The sequence below is a fragment of the Thermostilla marina genome (assembly GCF_054657455.1).
Genome location: NZ_BAAHYR010000001.1, coordinates 3,033,573 through 3,054,240, shown reverse-complemented (window position 1 = coordinate 3,054,240; position 20,668 = coordinate 3,033,573). Strand labels below are relative to the sequence as shown.

The following is a 20,668-nucleotide window of genomic DNA, read 5'->3' as shown; positions in this document are numbered from 1 at the left end:
CGTTTTATCGCCGGAACTTCCCCTCATTTAAAGACTTGTGCCCCCTGACCGCCTGGAGAAATGCCGGGGGCGTTCCGGTCGAGGAACCGTTTCCCCTGGATCGCCTCGAGACACTCCATCGCGAAAGCTTCCCTCATGTGCGACGTTGACTTGTCGGTTCAAATCGGTCGGCTGCGACTGAGAAATCCGATTCTTGTGGCTTCCGGCACATTCGGATACGCCCGGGAAATGGCCGGGGTGGTAGATCTGGGCCGATTGGGTGGTATCGTTCCCAAGACGATTACTCGCGAACCGCGGATCGGAAATCCGCCGCCGCGAACGGTCGAGACGGCGTCGGGGCTGTTGAACTCGATCGGATTGGACAACGACGGACTGGATCAGTTCCTAGCTGTCAAATTGCCGTATCTGAGGGAGATAGGCTGTCCTATAATCGTGAGCATCGCCGGTCGTTCCATCGACGATTTCCGGGGGCTCGCACAACAGTTGGCAGCCGAGGACGGCGTCGCGGCTTTGGAGTTGAACATCTCGTGTCCGAATGTCAGCGGGGGTGTCGATTTCGGGACCGATCCCGGTTTGTGTGAGGCTGTCGTATCGGCAGTGAAGGGCGTTTGCGGCAGTCTGCCCGTTTTGGCGAAATTGACGCCGAACACGTCGCAGGTTGTCGAAATCGCGAAGGCTGCCGAAAATGGAGGGGCCGACGGGATCGTGGCCATCAACACGTGCCTGGGGATGGCCGTCGACTGGAGACGCCGTAAGCCACGACTGGGGAACGTGTTGGGCGGCTTGAGCGGGCCGGCGATCAAACCAATCGCCTTGAGGATCGTGTTTCAGGTTGCCCGCGCGGTCGGCATCCCGATCGTGGGCGTGGGGGGGATCGGTTCATTGGACGATTGTATGGAGTTTTTCGTAGCCGGCGCGTCGGCCGTACAAATCGGGACGGCAAATTTTTATCATCCTCGGATTACCATGGAAATTCTCGACGCGCTACCCGACGCGTTGGCCCAGTTGGGGGCGACGACGTTGCGTGACATCGTCGGTAGTATCGAGTTGCCGAAGCGCTGAATCCGTCGTTCCGGCACGTGTGCAGCAGAAGTTGGACGTAAGCAAATAGGTGGAAGATTAAAGGTCAGGAAAGCGACCAGCCATGAGAGTTCTTTCGGGAGTTCAACCGACCGGGCGATTCCACTGGGGAAACTACTTCGGTGCCATTCGGCAGTATATTGAACTGCAAGAGGTTGCCGACGAGGCGTACTATTTCATCGCCAATCATCATGCGCTGACGACGATTCGTGACAAGAAGCTGCTCCAAGGGTATACCCTCGACGCGGCGATCGATTTGCTGGCTCTGGGGTTGGATCCGAATCGGGCGACGTTGTTCGTGCAGTCGGATATTCCCGAGATTCCCGAGCTGTGTTGGATCTTGATGACCCAGACCCCGATGGGGCTCTTGGAGCGGTGTCACGCCTACAAGGACAAGAAAGCGAAAGGGCTGGCGGCCGACGCGGGATTGTTCACTTATCCCGTGTTGATGGCCGCCGACATCTTGGGGTACGACGCCGACACGGTGCCCGTCGGGGAAGACCAGCTTCAACACATCGAGGTTTGTCGCGACCTGGCAGGCAGTTTCAACCATCGGTTCGGTGAAACGTTCGTACTGCCCAAGGCGAAGATTCTCGATCATTCGGCCCGAGTGCCGGGGACCGACGGCGAAAAGATGTCGAAAAGCTACAACAATACGCTGCCCATCTTCGAAGAGCCGAGCCGGTTGCGCAAGATGATCATGCGCATCGTCACCGATTCCCGACCGATGGAAGAGCCGAAAGATCCCGACACCGACCACCTGTACCAACTTTACTCGCTGTTCGTGGATGACGCGGCGCGCGAGGCAATGGCCGAAAAATACCGTCGCGGCGGGTTCGGCTACGGCGAGGTGAAAAAGGCGCTGGCCGAAGTGGCTTGCAACTACTTTGCCGAAGCTTGGGAGCGCCGTAAGGAATTGGAGGCCAAACCGAACTTTGTGCGGGAAGTGCTGGGCGACGGAGCGCAGACGGCTCGACGAAAGGCGTCCGAAGTGCTTCGACGCGCCAAAGAAGCGTGCGGCCTGGCGTACTAAACGCCCCGTCAAACCGTCGGCAACGTATCGAATGTGGAATCCGAGAAGCACGTGTGGACGCACGGTTTGAAGACTCATTGAAGCAAGGCAACGCACGGGGCAGGCGACTCGTTTGGTGGCCTGCACTCGTGTTGCTTTCGATCGGTGTCGGGGCGGGGATCGGCTACGCAGAATGGCTGATCAGCCGATATTGGGCCCCCTGGCTGTTGCTTCCCGCGCTATCGGGTTTGGCCGGCGGTATCATCTGGTGTGGCGTCGTCCGAATGCTGCCTGTGGCAGGTCAAAGAGTGTTGCTGTACTCGGCGTCATGCTTCGCGCTAATTGCCGGTATTGTGACCCCTCACTGGATCGCCTACCACACCTTCCAAGCGGAAATCGAGCCTGAGACTCGAATGATGGCTCGGCTGACAGCCTCCGACGGAGAACCGATTCTTCCCGGCTCGTTCGGCGGCTTCTTGGTGTGGAGTGCCGAACGAGGACGCTTCATCGGCTCGCGAAAGATCGTCGGCCGATGGGTTTGGGGAAGTTGGATGCTCGATGCGTTGCTCTTTGCGATCGGGTTTTTCTTGCCGGTGGGCGATCTGATGAAGAAACCCTATTGCCACAAGTGCGATTACTGGCTGCGGCCGATCTTGGGTCAAAACGTATCGCTGAGGACGGCAAAGCGTGCGCTGGAGTGCTGCTCTCTCTCTGCGGATATTCGCGAGCAGCATGTACAGGAACCGCTCAGGCTGCGCGTCATGGGATGCCGCGACACGTGCGGCGGGTTCATGCTTCAGCTCTATTGTGTGGGACGCCGTGATCCCGTGCTCGAGCAGACGCTCTCGCCGGCAAAGTTTGCCCAGTTGAGCGAACTGTTGGAGTCATCGCACGAGAGGAATTCTTCTTCCCGGTGTTGAACGCGTGCAGCTGCTCGAAAAACGGCGCCCAGCCTGGGGAGAAGGCTACTATATCATATACATCTCCCGGCGTGTCGCGTTGTCCCTTCATCTAGGGGGAAGCCGCATAGTTAGACCGATTGCCCGCAATGCTTACCAGACCCGAACATCGCGTTCTGCCGTCCGGCAAACCGGCGAAAAACGCGCGTTGAGGAGACTCAATCGATGGGGTATTCGGAATTTCCGGACGATATCCAGCGTAGGGGCTTGGCGAAACGTCGGGATCGATTCGGCTGTGCACGACGGCGCCTAGCGTTGTGGAACCGTCGGCGTCACGAAACGATCCCGGTGTTTCCAGATTGAGCGGGAGATACGGCGGTTTCCTAAGGTGATGGAGCGTTGCTTGAATGACTGCCGCCGGACCGGCACAACGTGCCGGTAGTCTCTCGGTTGCGGCTATTCCCGTTTGTCCTATGTGTACAAGGATGTTGTGCCATGAGAATGCGCTATGTTGCATGGCTGTGTCTGGCAGCCTGGTTGATGGTTCCGGCCGCCGTTTTGGTGCGGGCCGATGAGCCCATCGATCGCCGGATTGCCGAGCTCGAGGCCGAGACCCAGCGCCTTCGCGCGGAACTTCAGCAATTACAGCAACGGCCGACCCGTCTACCGGAGGTAAATACCTATCCGACCGCTTTGACGGCTCCGGCGGCGGAAGAGGAGGTCGAGTACTATACGCTCGACGAGCTGAAGGCCGAGATGAAGGATTTGGCCTGGACGAAGGGCGATTTCAAAATCGTGCCCTACGGCTTCTTGTGGGCCTGGACGGTCTACGAGACGGAACGCACGAAGACCGGCGACTACTCCCTGTACGTGATTTCACCCGACGATCACAACGGCGGGGAGCACAACTGGGATTTCGATGCCCGCGGTACCCGCTTGGGAATCGATGTGACTGGTCCCAAGCTGCCGGCTTGGTTCTGTGCCACCAGCGGCGGTAAGGTCGAAATCGATTTCCAGGGTGACGCGGTCTACGAAAACAAGGCCGGTGTGCTTTTGCGTCACGCCTACGTGGAAGTGAAGAATGACTACTACCGGTTGTTGTTCGGTCAAACGTGGGACGTCATTTCTCCGTTGTACCCCGGTGTGTTGCTCTACTCAGTGGCGTGGGGTACCGGGAATATCGGGTATCGACGTGCCCAGTTGCGGGCCGAGCGTTACTTCCACTTCTCCGATACCTCGCTGGTGACGGCGCAGATCGCCTTGGCCGACAGTCTGTGGAGCGACAAGAGTTCGACGGCGTTGCCCGATCACACCGATTGGCCGGTGATCGAGGGACGCTTGGCGTGGAAGCTCGGGCGTCGCGGAAAGGGCTGCAAGCCGTGGGAAATCGGCGTGTCGAGCCACATCGGCAACCAGATTTGGGACTTCACCGACGGCGCTCCCGAGTACGACAAATATCTGCGCACCTGGTCGCTGAACTTCGATGCCAACATCCCGTTGACCGATCGGTTGACCGTCAAAGGTGAATTGTTCACCGGCGAAAACCTCGGCACGTTCCTTGGCGGCATCTTGCAGGGTGTCAACACGAGTACCCGCGACACGATCCGTTCGAGCGGCGGTTGGTTCGACGTGGGCTATGACTGGACGGACCGCTTGCACAGCCACGCCGGCTACGTGATCGACGATCCGTTCAATCAGGACTTGTCGAACGGCGGCCGCGCGTACAGCCAGATGTACTTCTTCAATGTGAGCTACAACGTCACGAAGAAGTTCATCGTCGGTATCGAATTGAGCCAGTGGGACACCCACTACATCGGCAAGCGGGACGGCAGCTCGTTCCGCACCGAGTTGATGGCGAAGTACGCCTTCTAAGGAATGATAGTCAAACAGTGAAGAGCGAACGCCCGGTACCAAAACGAGTACCGGGCGGCTCAGAAGACTCGCGACGGCAAATCGTGCCGCGTGCATTGCCGCCGATCTGTCCGGTGAGATTCGGCGGTACGCTCCAAAACTCCCACTTGTCGGGGAAACTCGGCTCCGCGTCCGAAGGACTCCCGCGTCGATGGTCGTCTTGTCGAGCGACGAGACGACCATCGCATTTTCTTGCCGGTCGAGAACCGGGGAGACGGCTTTGTTGCCGATGCCGTTCAGGCGGCAACTTCTGCCGGTTCGGTGACGGTGAATGTGAAGTCGTGCCCGTCGTAGTCGACCGTGACGACCAAGGCCCGGCCTTCCCCGGCTTTGAGCAATTCGGTCGCCAAGGGGTTCTGGATCCGCGTTTGCACGACCCGCTTGAGCGGGCGCGCCCCATAGGTAGGATCGTAACCCAACTCGGCGATCGCGTCTTTGGCCGCATCGGTGACGACCAGTTCGACGTTGCGCTTGGCGAGTTGCTTTCGCAATCGTTCGATTTGCAGATCGGCGATCTTGCGGATCTGTTCCCGCCGCAACGGATGAAAGATGATCGTTTCGTCGATACGGTTGAGGAACTCCGGCAGGAAGTGCGAACGAAGCGCCTGAGTGATCGCCTCACGCAATTCGTCCTCGCTGCCGCCTTCCTCGGTTACCTGTTGGATGATCTGGCTCCCGATGTTGGACGTCATCACGATGATGGTATTCGTGAAGTCGACGGTGTGGCCTTGATTGTCGGTCAGACGGCCGTCGTCGAGCACTTGCAGCAAGATGTTGAACACGTCACGGTGCGCTTTTTCGATTTCGTCCAACAGAACGACCGAGTACGGCCGCCGGCGCACGGCCTCGGTGAGGCGTCCGCCCTCCTCGTAGCCGACGTATCCCGGCGGGGCGCCGATCAGGCGGCTGACGGTATGACGTTCCATGAACTCACTCATATCCAGACGTACGATGGCGTTTTCGTCGTCGAAGAGCGCTTCGGCCAACGCCTTACAAAGTTCCGTCTTGCCCACACCGGTGGGGCCGAGGAACAGAAAGGATCCGATCGGTCGATTCGGATCTTGCAGTCCGGCACGACTACGTCGCACGGCGTTGGCTACGGCTTCCACGGCTTCGTCTTGCCCGACGACGCGTTGGTGGAGGCGTTCTTCCATCACGAGGAGTTTGGCACGCTCGGATTCCAACATGCGGGCGACGGGAATTCCCGTCCATGAGCTGACCACTTCGGCGATCTCTTCCGGGCCGACCTCCTTTCGCAACAACCGGCGTTCGGAACCGTTCTCTTGTTGTGCCTCGGCCTGTTCCAGTTGTTTTTGCAGTTCGATGCGGCGAGAGTACAAGTCGCTCAAGCGTTGAAATTCCGGTTCGACGAATTCACCGCGGGCCTGCTTTTCTTTGATGGTTGCTTCGACTTGGCGATATTCGTGTTCGACCTCCTGCAGGCGGGTGCGGATCTCCTGAACGTCTCCCAATCCGGCCTTTTCGCGTTCCCATTGGCTGCGTAGTTCGGCCAGTTTTTCGCGGAGACTCTTCATCTCGTCTTGGATTTCTTGCCGCTTCTTGACCGCGTGCTCCTCGGTCTCGTCGGCCAATTGTCGCTCGGCGAGTTCCAATTGGACCAAACGCCGTTGGAGCTCATCGAGTTCGGCGGGGACGCTTTCGAGCTCCATCGCCAGGCGACTGGCCGCTTCGTCCATCAAGTCGATGGCCTTGTCGGGCAAATAGCGGTCGGTGATGTAACGGTGGGAAAGTTCCGCAGCGGCAACCAATGCCGAATCCTTGATTTTGACGCCTTTATGGTGGGCTTCGTACCGCGGCTTAAGTCCTCGCAAGATGGCGATTGTGTCTTCCACCGATGGTTCACCGACGTACACCGGCTGGAATCGCCGCTCGAGAGCGGCGTCCTTCTCGATGTATTGCCGGTATTCGTCAAGCGTCGTTGCACCGATGCAGCGCAGGTCGCCGCGGGCCAGGGCGGGCTTGAGTAGGTTGGCCGCATCGGCGCCGCCTTCGGCCCGACCGGCTCCGACGACCGTGTGCAATTCGTCGATGAACAGGATGATGTTGCCTTGTGCTTCCTCGACTTCACGGAGCACGGCCTTGAGACGCTCCTCGAATTCGCCGCGAAACTTGGTGCCGGCGACCAATGCGCCCATGTCGAGTGCGATCACTCGCTTGTTCTTGAGGCTTTCAGGAACGTCATTTTCGGCGATCCGTTGAGCTACGCCCTCGACGATGGCCGTCTTGCCCACGCCGGGATCCCCGATCAACACGGGATTGTTCTTCGTGCGTCGGGACAGAACCTGCATGACACGCCGGATTTCCTGGTCGCGCCCGATCACCGGATCCAGCTTGCCTTGTCGGGCGCGGGCGACCAGGTCGATGCCGTATCGCTCTAGAGCTTGGAACTTGTCTTCGGGATTCTGGTCGGTTACACGCGCGCTGCCGCGAATGCCCTGGAGGGCTTGAAGAATTTCTTTTTCGCCGATGGCATTCAAAGACAACACACGTTGGGCTTTCGATTCGGTCTTGGCAAGAGCCAAGAGTAAGTGCTCGGTCGAAACATAGTCGTCTTTCAGCGAATCCGCCTCACGTTGGGCGGCTTGCAGTACCTTGCCCAGCTCGGTCGATGCGCCCGGTTCGGGGCCTTCTTGGACCCGAGGAAAGCGGTTCAGCTCTGCCTCGATCATCGTTTCGAGTTGCCGTCGGTCGACCCCGATGCGGTTTAGGACGGCCGGGACGATGCCGTCTTGCTGACGAACCAACGTCGCCAGCAAATGGATCGGTGTCACTTCCGGGTGCCCCCGGTCGGCGGCCAACGTCTGGGCGTCGGCCACGGCTTCTTGGGCCTTGACGGTCAGTTTATCGAATCGGAATGCCATGATTGTTTCCTCCGTATATCACTATTCGATTTGTCGGTTTGAAAATCGGCTGGGGATGATTCGTGTCAATCTGCGGTTCGGGCAAAAAGGGGGCCGCCCTGAGCGGAAACGACGATCCGTCTCCCTCTAGGCGGCCCATGATCGGTTGTGCCGCCGAAGTATCTTCGCTGCTTCGGCGGTTGGAAGCCGAAGCGATTACTTTACTTCGAATTCGGCGTCGATCGCATCGTCGTCGGCCGACTTTTCGCTCGCTTGAGCCGTGCCGGCCTCGGACGACGTTGCGCCTGCGGAAGCGTTCTTGGCCGCTTGCTCGTACAGCGTCTTGCTGAAGGCATGCGACGCGGCTTCGAGTTCCGCCAAGGCCGACTTGATCTTGTCGACGTCGTCGCCCTTGGCGGCTTCCCGCACTTTCTCGATCGCCTTTTCCATGGCTTCTTTGTCGCCGGCGCTCAGCTTGGCATCGTTCTCCTTGATCAGCTTTTCAAGCTGCCAGCACATGTTGTCGGCTCGGTTGCGCTGTTCGGCCAGCTCGCGTTTGCGTTTGTCTTCGGCCGCGTGTTCTTCCGCCTCTTTTCGCATGCGTTCGATTTCCTCTTCCGTGAGCCCGGCCGACTGTTCGATCCGCACGGTTTGTTCTTTTCCCGTGCCGAGATCTTTTGCACTTACGTTCAGGATTCCGTTCGCGTCGATGTCGAACGTAACCTTGATTTGCGGGACACCGCGAGGCGCGGGAGGAATCCCTTCGAGGTTGAATTGCCCGAGCAAGCGGTTGTCGGCCGCCATTTCTCGCTCACCTTGATAGACCTTGATCGTGACGGCGGTTTGGTTGTCTTCCGCCGTGCTGAACACCTGCTCGCGTTTGCACGGGATGGTCGTGTTGCGTTCGACCAGCTTCGTCATGACCCCACCAAGGGTCTCGATTCCGAGCGAAAGCGGAGTCACGTCAAGCAACAGCACGTCTTTTACTTCGCCCGCGAGCACAGCACCTTGGATCGCGGCGCCGACGGCGACGACTTCGTCGGGGTTCACCCCCTTGTGGGGATCTTTCCCGAACATTTCCTTGACGAGTTCCTGCACTTTGGGAATTCGGGTAGAACCACCGACGAGGACGACCTCATCGATGTCCGAAGGCGACAATTTTGCGTCGCGAAGCGCCGCGTTGACCGGGCCGCGGCAGCGTTCGATCAACGGCTCGACGAGCTGCTCGAACTTCGACCGCGTGATGGTCATTTGCAGGTGCTTCGGACCGCTGTCGGTCACGGTGATGAACGGCAAATTGATATCGGTTTGCGGCAGGCTACTGAGTTCTTTCTTGGCCTTTTCGCATGCCTCTTGGAGTCGTTGCAAGGCCATCGGGTCGTCCCGCAGGTCGATCCCGTTTTCTTTCTTGAATTCGTCGGCAACGTAGTCGAGAAGGGCCTTGTCGAAGTCGTCGCCTCCGAGGTGCGTGTCACCGTTGGTGCTGATCACGCGGAATACGCCCTCGGCGACTTCCAGAATCGAGACGTCGAACGTACCGCCCCCCAAGTCGAAGACGACGATCTTTTCGTCCTTCTTCTTGTCGAGACCGTAAGCCAATGCCGCCGCCGTCGGTTCGTTGATGATTCGCATCACCTCGAGCCCGGCGATCTGGCCGGCATCCTTGGTGGCTTGGCGTTGCGAATCGTTGAAGTAGGCGGGCACGGTGATAACGGCCTTGTTGACTCGGTGGCCCAAGTAGGCCTCGGCCGATTCTTTCAGCTTTTGCAAAACCTTCGCCGAGATTTCCGGCGGCGTGTAGTCGCGACCGTTGACTCGTACCTTGACAAATTCGTCGGCACCGCCGACGACTTCGTAAGGCACGATCTTTTCTTCCGAAGAAACCTCACTGTGACGCCGACCCATGAAGCGTTTGATCGAGAAGATCGTTCGCTTCGGGTTGGTCACGGCCTGACGCTTCGCGGGCTCTCCCACCAGGATTTCGTCTTGGTCGTTGAACGCGACCACACTGGGGGTGAGGCGATTCCCTTCCGGATTCGGGATCACCTTCGCCTCGCCGCCTTCCATGACTGCGACGACCGAGTTGGTAGTTCCAAGGTCGATTCCGATGATTTTTTCGCTTGCCATCTGATGTTCTCCTTATTTCATATGCTCGACGGATCCCGTCCTCTGTTGTGATCCGCGTGCGTGGTGATTTCGAGTTAAGCGTCGAAAACTGGGCCCTGTTGCGTTGTTTCGTTTGGGCTTGCTGCGTCGGTTACCAGTCATGTCGTAGCCGATGCAAAGTATGTGCCATTCTGTTTCGGGAATTGGTCGCGGTTCGTAACATATTGCTGTTCTTAGGGTTGCGGCGAATTGTGGTATTCCGGAGAACGGGAGGTACGCCAAAGAACTGCCAAAATGGCACCCGGGTGATTAGGGGATTTGTGCGATCTGAGAGGCTCAAAAGAGGGGGTGAGTTGCGTTCACTACCCCCCTTTACACGGCAACGATCACGCATAAAATCGAGTGTGTCATGGGTCGGGCGAGCCCTGGTGGGAAGGTTTCCTCACCCTTGCGGTTCGTTTCGCCGATGATTCGATATACGAGCGGGCGCATAGCTCAGTTGGTTAGAGTGCATCCCTGATAAGGATGAGGTCCCTGGTTCGAGTCCAGGTGCGCCCACTAGGCTAAAAGCACTAGCATGTCCTCGCAAACCCCGGCACACACCGGGGTTTTTGCGTTTCTTGCCGCTCCATTTCCCCGATTCCGGCCGTTTCCGATTCTACGGCTTGCGGGCGCAAAAACGTGCAAGCGGCGCGATGCGTTTCCGGCGCCTTCAGCGGGAAACGTGGCTGCGTGAGATTTTCGGCCACAGGACCCAGGCTCGCAGCAAACGGCAAATCATTCGGCCGTCGCGAAGCAAACCAATCGACCGTCGGATAGCGTCATGTATACGCGACCTCTTGCTGCCGATAGCCCGTCAAAGATGGGGACGCCTGGCAGTGAGACTTCATTCACCGTCGAACCGTCTGCGGCAGCAACAACGCGAAGAACGCTTCCCTTTCGGCCTTCAAAGGCGTCTTCTGAAATGATCCAGTTGCCGATCGGTCCGGCGGCGAAGATGTACTGTCGATCTCCCGTGCCGGTGACAAGCAAGGATTTCACTTGAAAACCAGTTTCTCGTGTCCAAGAGCTGTCATCCGTCGGGGGGGAATCCGTGTTCCCAGACTTTGAAGGATTCTTGCGTTTTCGCGGGAGAGCGATTTCCGTGTCGGCAGTCACTTCGCGGGTTATTTTGGAAGCGGCAAACAGGCGCTCGCGTTCACCGGCCAGGTACATTTGGTGTTGTACGCCCGGAGAGGGGGGATACCAGTCGCGGCCGAAGCCGTAGATTCGATCGTCGGTCAAGCAAAGGATTCGACCGCTGGGGCACACGTTGCCCGCTCGAGCCCAACCTTGTGCCCCCGAGACGTACGCCGCCCCATAGAGCCAATAGGTGCGCCGGAACCATGTGTCGTCCGTGAATCCGGTGGGTGACATCAAGTGAGGGATTGTTTGCGCCACAGAATGCCCGTCGAGATCAAATGTCCAATGACGCAAAAATACGTGAGTTCCGTTCGTCGAGAGGATGTCGTTCTTGGCCCCGTCGATTTCCAGGCGCGCGAACATCGTCGGTTCGATGGGAGGTTGCTCATCTTGCTCACCGAGCGAATCGATGCGAGTACACGAAAGCTGTTCACCCGTAATGGGGTTCAGGCGGAAGACCCATAAGCCGCCGTCGAGATAGGAAGATCGTCCTGCGCAGCACCAAGCAACGCCGTCGTGCACGAGCACGCTACCATGAACCGGCCACACCGACTCGACCTGGTCGTACGCGACGCACCGTTCGTCGATGGGGGCTGCGCAGAAACGCCACCGAAGGCGACCCGTTGCAGCGTCGAGGCAATACACGTATCCGTCGTGAGAACCGACCAGTAATGTTCCGGCGTAATAGGTCGGCGGCGAATCGATACGGCCGCTCAGAGTGGTTTCCCAGATCCGGTTACCGGTATGTCCCTCAATCGCGTGGACCGTACAGTCGTCTTTGCAGGCAACGAAAACCCGGTCGCCCACGGCGATCGCCTGGGTGGCGCCCGGACCGACTTTCGCCGTCCACAGTGGTCGCAATTTGGGCGAGATGTCGGCCGCCAGCCATCCGCTGCGCGAAGCGTCGCCTCTGTAGGTCGGCCAATCGGCTTTGCTGATCTCGAGGCGGCTCGCCGGTGACGAGGACGGCGAACTTGCCGAAGCATCGACGAACGATTCGAGGCGTGCCGCGGGGAACAGCTCGCGGGGGCGAGTGCGTTTTCCGGCAGCGGCCCAGAATCCTGTAGGTCGAGCGCGAATGTAGCACGCGCAGGGGTTCGGCGGTAGGTATATCAAACCGTTGGCGGGCAGGAAGCCGTAGAGACAGGCGCCCCGAAGCCAACTGTCGTGCGTTACTTTTCCGGTCGCCACATCGAAAAACTCGATACCGGGGAAACTCGTGATGATCCAATCGGCGGATGCCCGTGGAACGTGGCATCGGTGGTGCATGATGGCATAACCATGATCTGCGGTCACAGGAATGCGTTTGACCACGTTGCCGTTGCGCGGATCGTAGCCGGTGAAGTATCGGTTGATTTGCGTGAGGTCGCTGCCGGGGCGATACGGTTCACCTCCGGTGTCGACATCCCAAATGAGTCCGCCTGCCACGAGAATTCCCGGCGGCGTTTTGTACCCGGCTTGAGCACACGGTGCCGACCACAGCTTTCGACCGTCGGCCGAGTCGAAAGCAGTCAAGGTTCCGGCGATCGCCGTATAAACCGCATTCTGAAAAGTCAACAAGACGGGGCCCGAAGACGTGCCGTAACGAGGGGATCGCTCAGCGGCCTCGACGCTCCAGTTTTCCCGACCGTCGGCGAGGTTTAGCGAGACTAATTGATTTCCACGAAGAACGTAAACGTTTCGGCCGTCGCTTGCGACCGTCAACGGGATGAAAGGGCCGGCGGACGTTTTCCATAGCGTTTTACCCGAATGCGCGTCGACGACCACAATCGCGCGGTCGCCCGGCAAGTTGACGCTTTGTTCTTCGAACAGCGAGGTCGGGAATGCGGAGGGAATGCGTCCTCGATAGGGCGCGGCCGCCGATTCGGTGTGGACGACGGCGATCACTTTGTCGCCGACGGCAAGTATCTCTTCGGTATGGTCGGTGTCGGCGAACACGGCGCGCGTCTCACCCGTGGCGGCGTCGAGCTGGTGAATCGGACCGTCGAAGTCGAGCGTCGTGTACACGCAGTTTTCGTCGGCAACTAAGCGCCGAGGGAGTTGTGACGGTCCCGATTTGAGCGGAAACAACCTTGCGTGCCAGCTAGTGATGGTTCGTTTCCAAAGGAGGACACCGCTGTACGCGTCGCGGGCAACAACCCTCCATTTAGGAGGCAAATAGATCGACGTCGCAGGCCCTTCATCAATGATCGAAAAAATCCGGCCGCCCGCACTGACCACGGCGCTGACGCTCGACATGTTCTCGTGACTGCGGGAATATTCCGGGCCCGATTTCCATTGCAGACTTCGGGGACGCCGGAGAGTGGTGTCGGCTCCGCTGCCGATGCCGGATGCGTCGAACATATGGTGCGTCCAGTCGCCGGTTCCCGGCGGTATGTCTTTCCGTAATTTGCGATTTCCGATCCAGGCAACACCGCGCGGCGCCAAAACGCGCATGATTTCTTCGTCATCGAGAAACGTGAATTTGGGGGAAACGATCAGAAGATTGACCAGGTTGTCGACGTATGGGAGCCGTCTTCCGTCGAAGCGGGCAACCGTCGCACGACCGTAACAACCTTTTTCACGAAGAAACTTGGTGACACGATCCAGGTCGGGCTGACGCGTATCGATGTATTGCACGACGAACGACGAATCGTTTGTCAACGCAGCAAGCGTCGAGGGATCATCGATGCCGGCGAGGACGGCAAGGCCGCCGGAGACGCCGCTTTCCTGGACAATGCGTTGATCGGCGGCTGCGAACGCCTGCGACATCGTGAGCACGATAACGCCCCAAAACCATGTGTAATAAGTCATGTCGGAACCTCTCTTCAACGGGCGAATATGTCGGGGAATGCGGCGAGAATTTTGGGAATCACGAAGGAGAGCGATTTGGGATGCGATCGGTGCTCCTCAAGCGGGTCTAGGCTCTCGAGTTTGCTTTTCCGTCACGGCCGGAAAAGGGCCGTCTTGGGCCGTTTCCGGCGAAAGGATGGTTCTTTCGTTTCGAAACAGGACGGCACAACCGACCGTTAGTGTATGTCGCTTTCGGCCCAAAATGCAGCAAGTTGCCTGTCGATTTCGATGGCATGCAAGAAAAAGGGTGGTGCGGCAAATTCGATAGATGGCGTTCTTGTGTTTCTTGCGCGGCAACAATACTTTACCAGGGTCGCCTTGGCCGGCTTGAACGTGAGTCTCCGCTAGAAGGTGGGATTCATTTTGGCGAAGCGTCGACTCGGGTTCGTCGCTGCCGAATTCGCACATGTAGAGATGGCCCACAATTCCGTCTACAATGTCGCACCGTCGACAATATCGACCGTCGCGATCGTTTCCCATCGGTTGTCTTTGCGTTGTCCACTTGACGTGGGAGGATTCCATCGATGAAAAGGAACACCTCGGGGGCTGTTGCGGCTCTTTTCGCGGTCGCCGTTTGCCTTGCGATTGGAATGCAGGCAAAAGCGGAAACCAGGAAGCCGAATTTCATTTTCATTTTGAGCGACGACATCGCTCAGGGCGATCTGGGATGCTACGGGCAAGAATTGATCCAAACACCGTGTTTGGATCGCATGGCTGCCGAGGGAACTCGCTTCTTGCAGGCCTATTGTGGGGATTCCGTATGTGCTCCCAGCCGTGCATCGTTTTTCACCGGCCTGCACACCGGCCATTGCCCGATCCGCGGGAACTACGAGGTTCCCCCGGAAGGGCAACTCCCGCTTCCCGATGGTGTCGTGACGATTGCCGAAGTTGCCAAGGCCGGCGGCTACGCGACCGCGACGATGGGAAAATGGGGCATGGGCTATTTCACGACCAGCGGCAGCCCGCTGAAACAAGGGGTCGATCATTTCTTTGGGTACAATTGTCAGCGACATGCGCACTCGTATTTTCCCACATACTTGTACGACGACGATCAACCGTTCGTCCTACCGGGTAACGACGGTCGCGGGGTCGGCAAGATTTATGCGCAGGAGCTGATTCAGCGTGACGTCATTCGATGGGTGCGAGAGCATGCCGACGAACCGTTCTTTCTGTTTTATGCGGTTACCTTGCCCCATGGTCGTCACGAGATCGACGACTACGGTATCTACCGCGACAAACCGTGGACCGAACAGCAAAAAGCGTACGCGGCCCAAGTGACACGATTGGATTCCGACGTCGGCGAGTTGCTCGATACGCTGCGCGAATTGGGAATTGCCGAGAACACACTGGTGATCTTTGCAGGCGACAACGGCTCGTCGTTCAGTCCCAAGTCGGAAATGGGGAGGTTGTTCAAGCAAGCGAACAACGGGCTTCGCGGGTTCAAACGCGGTATGTACGAGGGGGCGCTGCGCCAAGCCGCCCTTGCTTGGTGGCCGGGGAACGTGCCGGCCGGTCGCGTCGATGATCAGCCGTGGGCGTTTTGGGACTTGATGCCCACGTTCGTCGAACTCAGCGGTGTCACTCCGCCGCCGGGATACCGCACCGACGGGATTTCATTGGTCGAGTACCTCAAAGGCGGCAAGGCGCCGGAGCGAGATTATTTCTATTGGGAATTGCATGAAGGAAACGGTGGGATCCAAGCCGCCCGTTTCGGTAAATGGAAGGCGGTTCGCAACGGCGTGACGAAACCGGTCGAGATTTACGATCTCGAAGCGGATCCGGGAGAAACGCACGACTTGGCCTCGGCTCGCCCGGATCTCGTAAAGAAAGCGCTCGCGATCTTCGAGGAGGCCCACTCGCCCGACCCGAATTGGCCTCTTGATCATCGGACGGAAAAGCACGCGAAGAGTGCCGCCGAGGCGTGGCGGATCAAACGTGAGCGAGATCAGAGCGGTTGGGTTCCTCCGAACGCCGTCGAACGTCCTGATCTGGTGGGAGATCTGCTGAAATGATGAGAGTCGCAATCTGTCTTGCCGTCGCAGCGTGGTTGATCGCTCCCGTTTCGAGCATCGCCGCCGATCCCGAACAACTCCTTGGCAACACGCGTGTTGCCGGAGGGTTGGTTGTACAGATCGGTTGCGATGAGTGCGACTTGTTGCTCGATCTGGCCCGGCGTTCCGGCTTCCTCGTGCAGGGGCTAAGCACTTCTTCGGAGGAAGTCATCCGCGGTCGCGAGCGATTGCAGGCTGCCGGGCCGGGGGGGAAGGCATCGATTCGCGAGTTCGACGGAGAACACCTTCCGTATATTGACAATCTCGTGAATCTGCTGATCGTGCGCGGCGGCGAGACGGACGGCCGTACACCGGTCTGGCCGTTGCCACAGGCTGAGATACGGCGAGTGCTCGCGCCCGAGGGATCGGCCGTTTTGCTTGATTCGAGCGGCGCGATTCTCGAATCGTGGAAGAAACCGCGACCGGACACGATCGACGAATGGCCGCAATACCTGTACGAGCCGGGCGGTAACGCCGTCGGCAACGACCGAGAGGTGGGGCCGCTTCGCCATTTGCAATGGGAAGCCGGGCCCCGATGGACGCGCAGCCACGAAAATCTTTCGAGCGTGCCAGCTGTTGTCGCTTCCGGCGGGCGAGTGTTTGCCATTATTGACGAAGGACCGGCGGCTTCGATGTGGTTGCCTTCCCAATGGACATTGATCGCCCGCGATGCTTTCAGCGGCGTCGAGTTGTGGCGACGCCCTATGGAGTCGTGGCAGAGTTCGCTCTATCCGCTGAAGCTCGGGCCGTTTCAACTTCCCCGACGCCTGGTGGCTTGGGGGGATCGCGTGTACGTCACTCTAGGTGTTGGGGAACCGGTAAGTGAGCTCGACGCCGCGACCGGTCGATTGCTGCGCGTGTTCGGCGGCACCGAAGGGGCGGAAGAAATCGTTCATTGCGGCGACCGGTTACTTGTCCTGATGGACGACCAAAAATCACCGCAGCCCTACACGGATCGGAAGCGCGTGCCCGATGGCTGGAAACGGCCGGAGATTACCGTCCGTGTGACAAGCGACCGATCGGTGGCGATGATCGATGTGGCGTCGGGCGAGATCGTATGGCGAGTACACGCAGGAAACGTGACGCCGCTTACGCCCGCGGTGTCCGGTGATCGCGTGTTCTACCACGCGGTTTCGCAAATCGTGTGCCTTGATGCTGCGACCGGCGAGCGAATCTGGCAGGTACCGATCGAAAAGCCTGTCCAGTATACGGCAAACTTTGGGCCTGCTCTGGTCGTCCACGACGGTGTCGTCTGTTTCGCGACGGATCGCAGCGTGTCGGGGTACGACGTATCGGACGGACGGCGGTTGTGGAAAGTGGACGGAATGGTGAGCCGTTGCCTGGCTCCGATTTCCATACATGTGATTGACGACATCGTATGGGTGCCGCGGGCGGAAGCATGGAATACTAATTCAGGATTCAAGCAGCCCGATGGCGAGTTGATCGGATATGATCTGCGGACGGGGAAGGTTGTGCGCCGCTGGGCGTTCGATGCTTCGCTCGATATCGGCGTGATGCATCATCGGTGCTGCATGCCTAAGGCGACCGCCGGGTACGTCGTACCATCTTGGCCGGGGATCGAAATGATCGACACGCGCACCGGAAACATGTACGCGCACCACTGGGTGCGTGGCGCCTGCTTGTTCGGCACGATGCCCGCCTACGGCATGTTTTACGCACCGCCGAACCCCTGTGAGTGTTATCCGTCGGGACGGTTGACCGGCTTCTTGGCATTGGCGCCCGCGAGAAGATCGGAACCCAAGTCAAACAAGGAAAGTGGATTTGCTCTTTCCTCTCTTGCCGGCCGGACGGAACGCGGACCGGCGTTCGGTGTGCCGTTGGCGATGGACGATGCGGCGTCGAGCGATTTGTGGCGGCCGACGCACCGGCACGATGTGTTGCGGTCGGGGGCCGGTTGTCGCGTTGAAGCCGAAGATTTACACGCTGTGTGGAACGTCACGCTGGGTGGCAAGTTGACCCAGCCCATCGTGGCGGACCACAAGGTCTTCACCGTATCTGTCGATGAAGGCAAAGTGATTGCTTTGGATTCCCAAAGCGGGCGCAAACAGTGGGAATTTACGGCAGGAAGCCGAGTCGATTCCTCGCCCACGTTTTGGCGCGGAAGGCTCTTGTTCGGATGTCGCGACGGCTACGTATATTGCCTCGACGCCGATTCAGGGACGATGTGCTGGCGTTTTCTGGCGGCACCGGAAGATCGACAGTTGGTGTCGTATGATCGCCTTGAATCTGTGTGGCCGGTTCCCGGTAATGTGCTCGTATTGGAAGGGGTTGCGTGGTTCGTTGCAGGGCGATCGTCGTATGTGGACGGGGGCATGCGAGTTTATCGTGTCGACGCCGAAACGGGGAAGCTTCTTTCGGCGACTCCGATATATCTGATCGATGAAGAAGGGCGCCAACCGCGAGTGGGCCCGGGGTATCTTCGGCGGTTGGAAATGCCGGGGGCGCTTCCCGACGTTCTCTCTTCGGACGGTCGATTTGTGTATCTGCGTCATCTCGCTTTCGATCGAGAAGGGCGGTTGCTGGACGGTTCAGGAAACGTCCACTTGGTGTGTGCCGGCGGATTTCTCGACGATTCATGGTTTCATCGTGTCGTGTGGACGTGGGGCGTCGGACCGATCAATCCGAGAACCGGCGTGGCAATGGGGCAGGGCGGCGGAGCCCGGATCATGGCAGTCGGAGACGACCGGCTCTTTTTCTACGGTCGGTTGAACGCGATTCCGCGGAATCAAGGATTCAGCGAGCCGTTCTATTTGTCGTGCACCGATCGCTCGGACGATTTGCCGTCGGAAGAAATCTTGAGCAAGCGGGGATTCAGTAGCGGTAGCGTCAATGCCGCCGTCACAGATACGATTTGGTCGGTTGCGTGGCCCCTTCACGTCCGAGCGATGGTCTTGGCCGGTGACGTCTTGTGGCTGGCGGGACCGAAGGGCGACTGGAAGGTGGATCCGGCCGTTTATAGCGGGCGACGAGGGACTGTGCTTCAGGCAGTGTCGTCGACGTCCGGGGAGGTGACCGCGGAGATGCCGTTGCCCTCAGCCCCTGTGTTTGACGGCATGGCTGCGGCACAAGGACGCTTGTTCATCGTGCTCGAGGACGGTTCCCTCTTGTGTGTAGGTAGGAACGGTAGCCCGTGAAAGTAAGGGAGATGTGCGGTCTGTCTCGAAGGTGAGCCGGGCTCATGCAAGGGGCCGGCTGTGAGGTTCGGGGAAAGGGGGCTGCGAATTCATGTCAGGGTGGGGCGTATTTGTCGTCCGAGAAGTTTCGGGTAGAATAAGCGCCGAATTGCGGGCCTCTAGGTGCCCCTTTTGTAGTGGCGTACGTGCGGCGCAGGGGCTCAATAGGGGCTTTCTGACGCGGTCGGATGGGTGGCCGAGTGGTCTAAGGCGGCAGTCTTGAAAACTGCTGTACCCGTTCGGGTACCGGGGGTTCGAATCCCTCCCCATCCGCTAGAGTATTTGCACCAGTTTGCAATGTGCAGAAATCCATGGAAAAACCGCGTTTTTCCGATTCCGGCTTCCGCTCATTTCGGCCACTTGCGCCCATTTCCGGCGTCTGCTGCGCCGCTTTTTGCGCCGCCTTGCCGCTGCACGTTTCGCTCCCCTGGGCCGCCTGCCGGAAGTGCTCGTCGGTCACGTCCACGTAGTGCCTCATGGCAATCATCGAGGTATTGCCGAGCCACTTGGCCACCACCGGCAGCGGGTACTCCCGCACCAGGTCGGTTTCGCAGCTTGCCCGCAGGGAATGCCACAGCCTCGGCCACGGGGCCAGCCCCGCACGCTTGATGATCTTGGCCAGTGTCGTTCTCAGGTTGGCGTTTCGCCACCCGTGGGGCCCCATCGCCCGCTGTCGCATCTGCTCAGGGATCACGTACTCGGCCCCGTCCGGCGCCTGTTCCCATGCCTCGGTGAGCCACTTGCGTATCTCAGGGAACAGGGGAACCGCCCGGTCACCCGTCTTGGGTGATCGGACGATCAGCCGGTCCTCATCCCAGAGAACATCGGACCACCGCAACGAGAACGGCTCGCTGGGTGTCCGCAGGCCAGCGTAGCGGGCCAGCACCACCAACAGCCGCCACGTGGCGTTGGGGCACTGGCGAATCACTCGTTCCACGTGCTCCCTCGGCACGTAGCTACGGCGTTCGGCCGGGTTGCCGCCCTTGTGCCGCACGTGCTCGAACGGGTTGGCCGCAAGGGCTCCCTCGCACACTGCCAGGCGGAAGAACAGCCGGGCATGCTGTAGTCGCGTCTGGATGGTCGTATCACACAAGCCACGCTCAATCAGGTGAAGGCGGAACTTCGCGGCCGCCTGGTGGTCGAGCGTGGCCAACGGCCGATCGGCACCGAAGAACCGGACCAGGTCGTTCAGCGTCCTGGACCAGGTATCGCGGGTAGTGGCCTTGTACTGCCGCCTGCCGTCCATCCAGCGTGCGAGGTACGCTCCCAACGGCTCGGCAGGCCGACGGTCGATCAACCCCACCCGGGCCAGCTTTTCGGCCATATCGTCCGACAGCTCGCCTACCCACCGGGCGGTGGTGGCCGGCCACGGGGTGCCGCTGGTCCGGCAGGCAAGCAGGGTTTCGACATGGTGCTTGATCGTTTCGGCCGCTTTGATCGGCAGCTTGCCAAGCCGGATCGAGCGCCGGGTGCCGTCGGAATCGACGAAAAGGATACGCTTGTGCCCGTTCGGGTCGCGCGATATGCTCGCCATTACAAC

Annotated in this window: 9 protein-coding genes, 2 tRNA genes and 1 pseudogene; 8 read left to right on the top strand and 4 right to left on the bottom strand. The window is 59.3% G+C overall.

What is annotated here, in order from left to right; genetic code table 11:
* Window positions 1-135: 135 nt before the first annotated feature.
* The 4 genes from ACYQ2I_RS11175 (at window position 136) to ACYQ2I_RS11160 (ending at window position 4,863) form a co-directional block, all read left to right on the top strand.
* Window positions 136-1,062 carry a dihydroorotate dehydrogenase gene (locus tag ACYQ2I_RS11175; protein ID WP_460167094.1) on the top strand — a complete coding sequence of 309 codons (927 nt, stop codon included), beginning with the start codon at window positions 136-138 and terminating at the stop codon, window positions 1,060-1,062.
* Window positions 1,063-1,144: 82 nt separating this feature from the next.
* Complete coding sequence (gene trpS / locus ACYQ2I_RS11170) at window positions 1,145-2,113, top strand: tryptophan--tRNA ligase (RefSeq protein ID WP_460167093.1); 969 nt, start codon at window positions 1,145-1,147, stop codon at window positions 2,111-2,113.
* A gap of 128 nt (window positions 2,114-2,241) precedes the next feature.
* On the top strand, window positions 2,242-3,012 hold the full coding sequence (locus ACYQ2I_RS11165; protein ID WP_460167092.1) for a hypothetical protein: 771 nt from the start codon (window positions 2,242-2,244) through the stop codon (window positions 3,010-3,012).
* Between the two features lie 474 nt (window positions 3,013-3,486).
* Window positions 3,487-4,863: a hypothetical protein gene (locus tag ACYQ2I_RS11160; RefSeq protein WP_460167091.1), complete on the top strand. Its 1,377-nt coding sequence runs from the start codon at window positions 3,487-3,489 to the stop codon at window positions 4,861-4,863.
* A 275-nt stretch (window positions 4,864-5,138) separates the two neighbouring features.
* On the opposite strand, the gene clpB is transcribed toward ACYQ2I_RS11160, so the two are convergent.
* Together clpB and dnaK are read right to left on the bottom strand one after the other, a co-directional pair.
* On the bottom strand, window positions 5,139-7,784 hold the full coding sequence (gene clpB / locus ACYQ2I_RS11155; protein ID WP_460167090.1) for an ATP-dependent chaperone ClpB: 2,646 nt from the start codon (window positions 7,782-7,784) through the stop codon (window positions 5,139-5,141).
* 195 nt (window positions 7,785-7,979) lie between these two features.
* The gene (dnaK, locus tag ACYQ2I_RS11150) at window positions 7,980-9,890 is read right to left on the bottom strand and encodes a molecular chaperone DnaK (RefSeq protein WP_460167089.1); all 1,911 of its coding nucleotides are present in this window, start codon (window positions 9,888-9,890) and stop codon (window positions 7,980-7,982) included.
* 463 nt (window positions 9,891-10,353) lie between these two features.
* Here dnaK and ACYQ2I_RS11145 point away from each other — a divergent pair.
* Window positions 10,354-10,427: transfer RNA gene (locus tag ACYQ2I_RS11145), tRNA-Ile, on the top strand.
* A 219-nt stretch (window positions 10,428-10,646) separates the two neighbouring features.
* On the opposite strand, the gene ACYQ2I_RS11140 is transcribed toward ACYQ2I_RS11145, so the two are convergent.
* Window positions 10,647-13,844, bottom strand: a complete 3,198-nt coding sequence (locus tag ACYQ2I_RS11140; RefSeq protein ID WP_460167088.1) for an outer membrane protein assembly factor BamB family protein — start codon at window positions 13,842-13,844, stop codon at window positions 10,647-10,649.
* A 563-nt stretch (window positions 13,845-14,407) separates the two neighbouring features.
* Between ACYQ2I_RS11140 and ACYQ2I_RS11135 the strand changes: the two genes are divergently transcribed.
* The 3 genes from ACYQ2I_RS11135 to ACYQ2I_RS11125 all read left to right on the top strand — a co-directional run bounded on the left by ACYQ2I_RS11135 (window position 14,408) and on the right by ACYQ2I_RS11125 (window position 19,401).
* Window positions 14,408-15,895: an arylsulfatase gene (locus tag ACYQ2I_RS11135; protein WP_460167087.1), complete on the top strand. Its 1,488-nt coding sequence runs from the start codon at window positions 14,408-14,410 to the stop codon at window positions 15,893-15,895.
* Window positions 15,892-19,089: an outer membrane protein assembly factor BamB family protein gene (locus tag ACYQ2I_RS11130; protein ID WP_460167086.1), complete on the top strand. Its 3,198-nt coding sequence runs from the start codon at window positions 15,892-15,894 to the stop codon at window positions 19,087-19,089. Before ACYQ2I_RS11135 ends, ACYQ2I_RS11130 begins: the two co-directional genes overlap by 4 nt.
* 225 nt (window positions 19,090-19,314) lie before the next feature.
* Window positions 19,315-19,401 (top strand) — tRNA-Ser (locus ACYQ2I_RS11125).
* 184 nt (window positions 19,402-19,585) lie between these two features.
* On the opposite strand, the pseudogene ACYQ2I_RS11120 reads toward ACYQ2I_RS11125, so the two are convergent.
* A pseudogene (locus tag ACYQ2I_RS11120) lies at window positions 19,586-20,374 on the bottom strand (tyrosine-type recombinase/integrase); the annotation flags it as partial.
* Window positions 20,375-20,668 lie beyond the last annotated feature (294 nt).

What these genes read in the sequence shown, in the direction of transcription:
- ACYQ2I_RS11140 (WP_460167088.1), bottom strand. Translation starts at nt 13,844, where the DNA reads ATGACTTATTACACATGGTTTTGGGGCGTTATCGTGCTCACGATGTCG.
- ACYQ2I_RS11130 (WP_460167086.1), top strand. Translation starts at nt 15,892, where the DNA reads ATGATGAGAGTCGCAATCTGTCTTGCCGTCGCAGCGTGGTTGATCGCT.
- clpB (WP_460167090.1), bottom strand. Translation starts at nt 7,784, where the DNA reads ATGGCATTCCGATTCGATAAACTGACCGTCAAGGCCCAAGAAGCCGTG.
- trpS (WP_460167093.1), top strand. Translation starts at nt 1,145, where the DNA reads ATGAGAGTTCTTTCGGGAGTTCAACCGACCGGGCGATTCCACTGGGGA.
- ACYQ2I_RS11135 (WP_460167087.1), top strand. Translation starts at nt 14,408, where the DNA reads ATGAAAAGGAACACCTCGGGGGCTGTTGCGGCTCTTTTCGCGGTCGCC.
- dnaK (WP_460167089.1), bottom strand. Translation starts at nt 9,890, where the DNA reads ATGGCAAGCGAAAAAATCATCGGAATCGACCTTGGAACTACCAACTCG.
- ACYQ2I_RS11160 (WP_460167091.1), top strand. Translation starts at nt 3,487, where the DNA reads ATGAGAATGCGCTATGTTGCATGGCTGTGTCTGGCAGCCTGGTTGATG.
- ACYQ2I_RS11175 (WP_460167094.1), top strand. Translation starts at nt 136, where the DNA reads ATGTGCGACGTTGACTTGTCGGTTCAAATCGGTCGGCTGCGACTGAGA.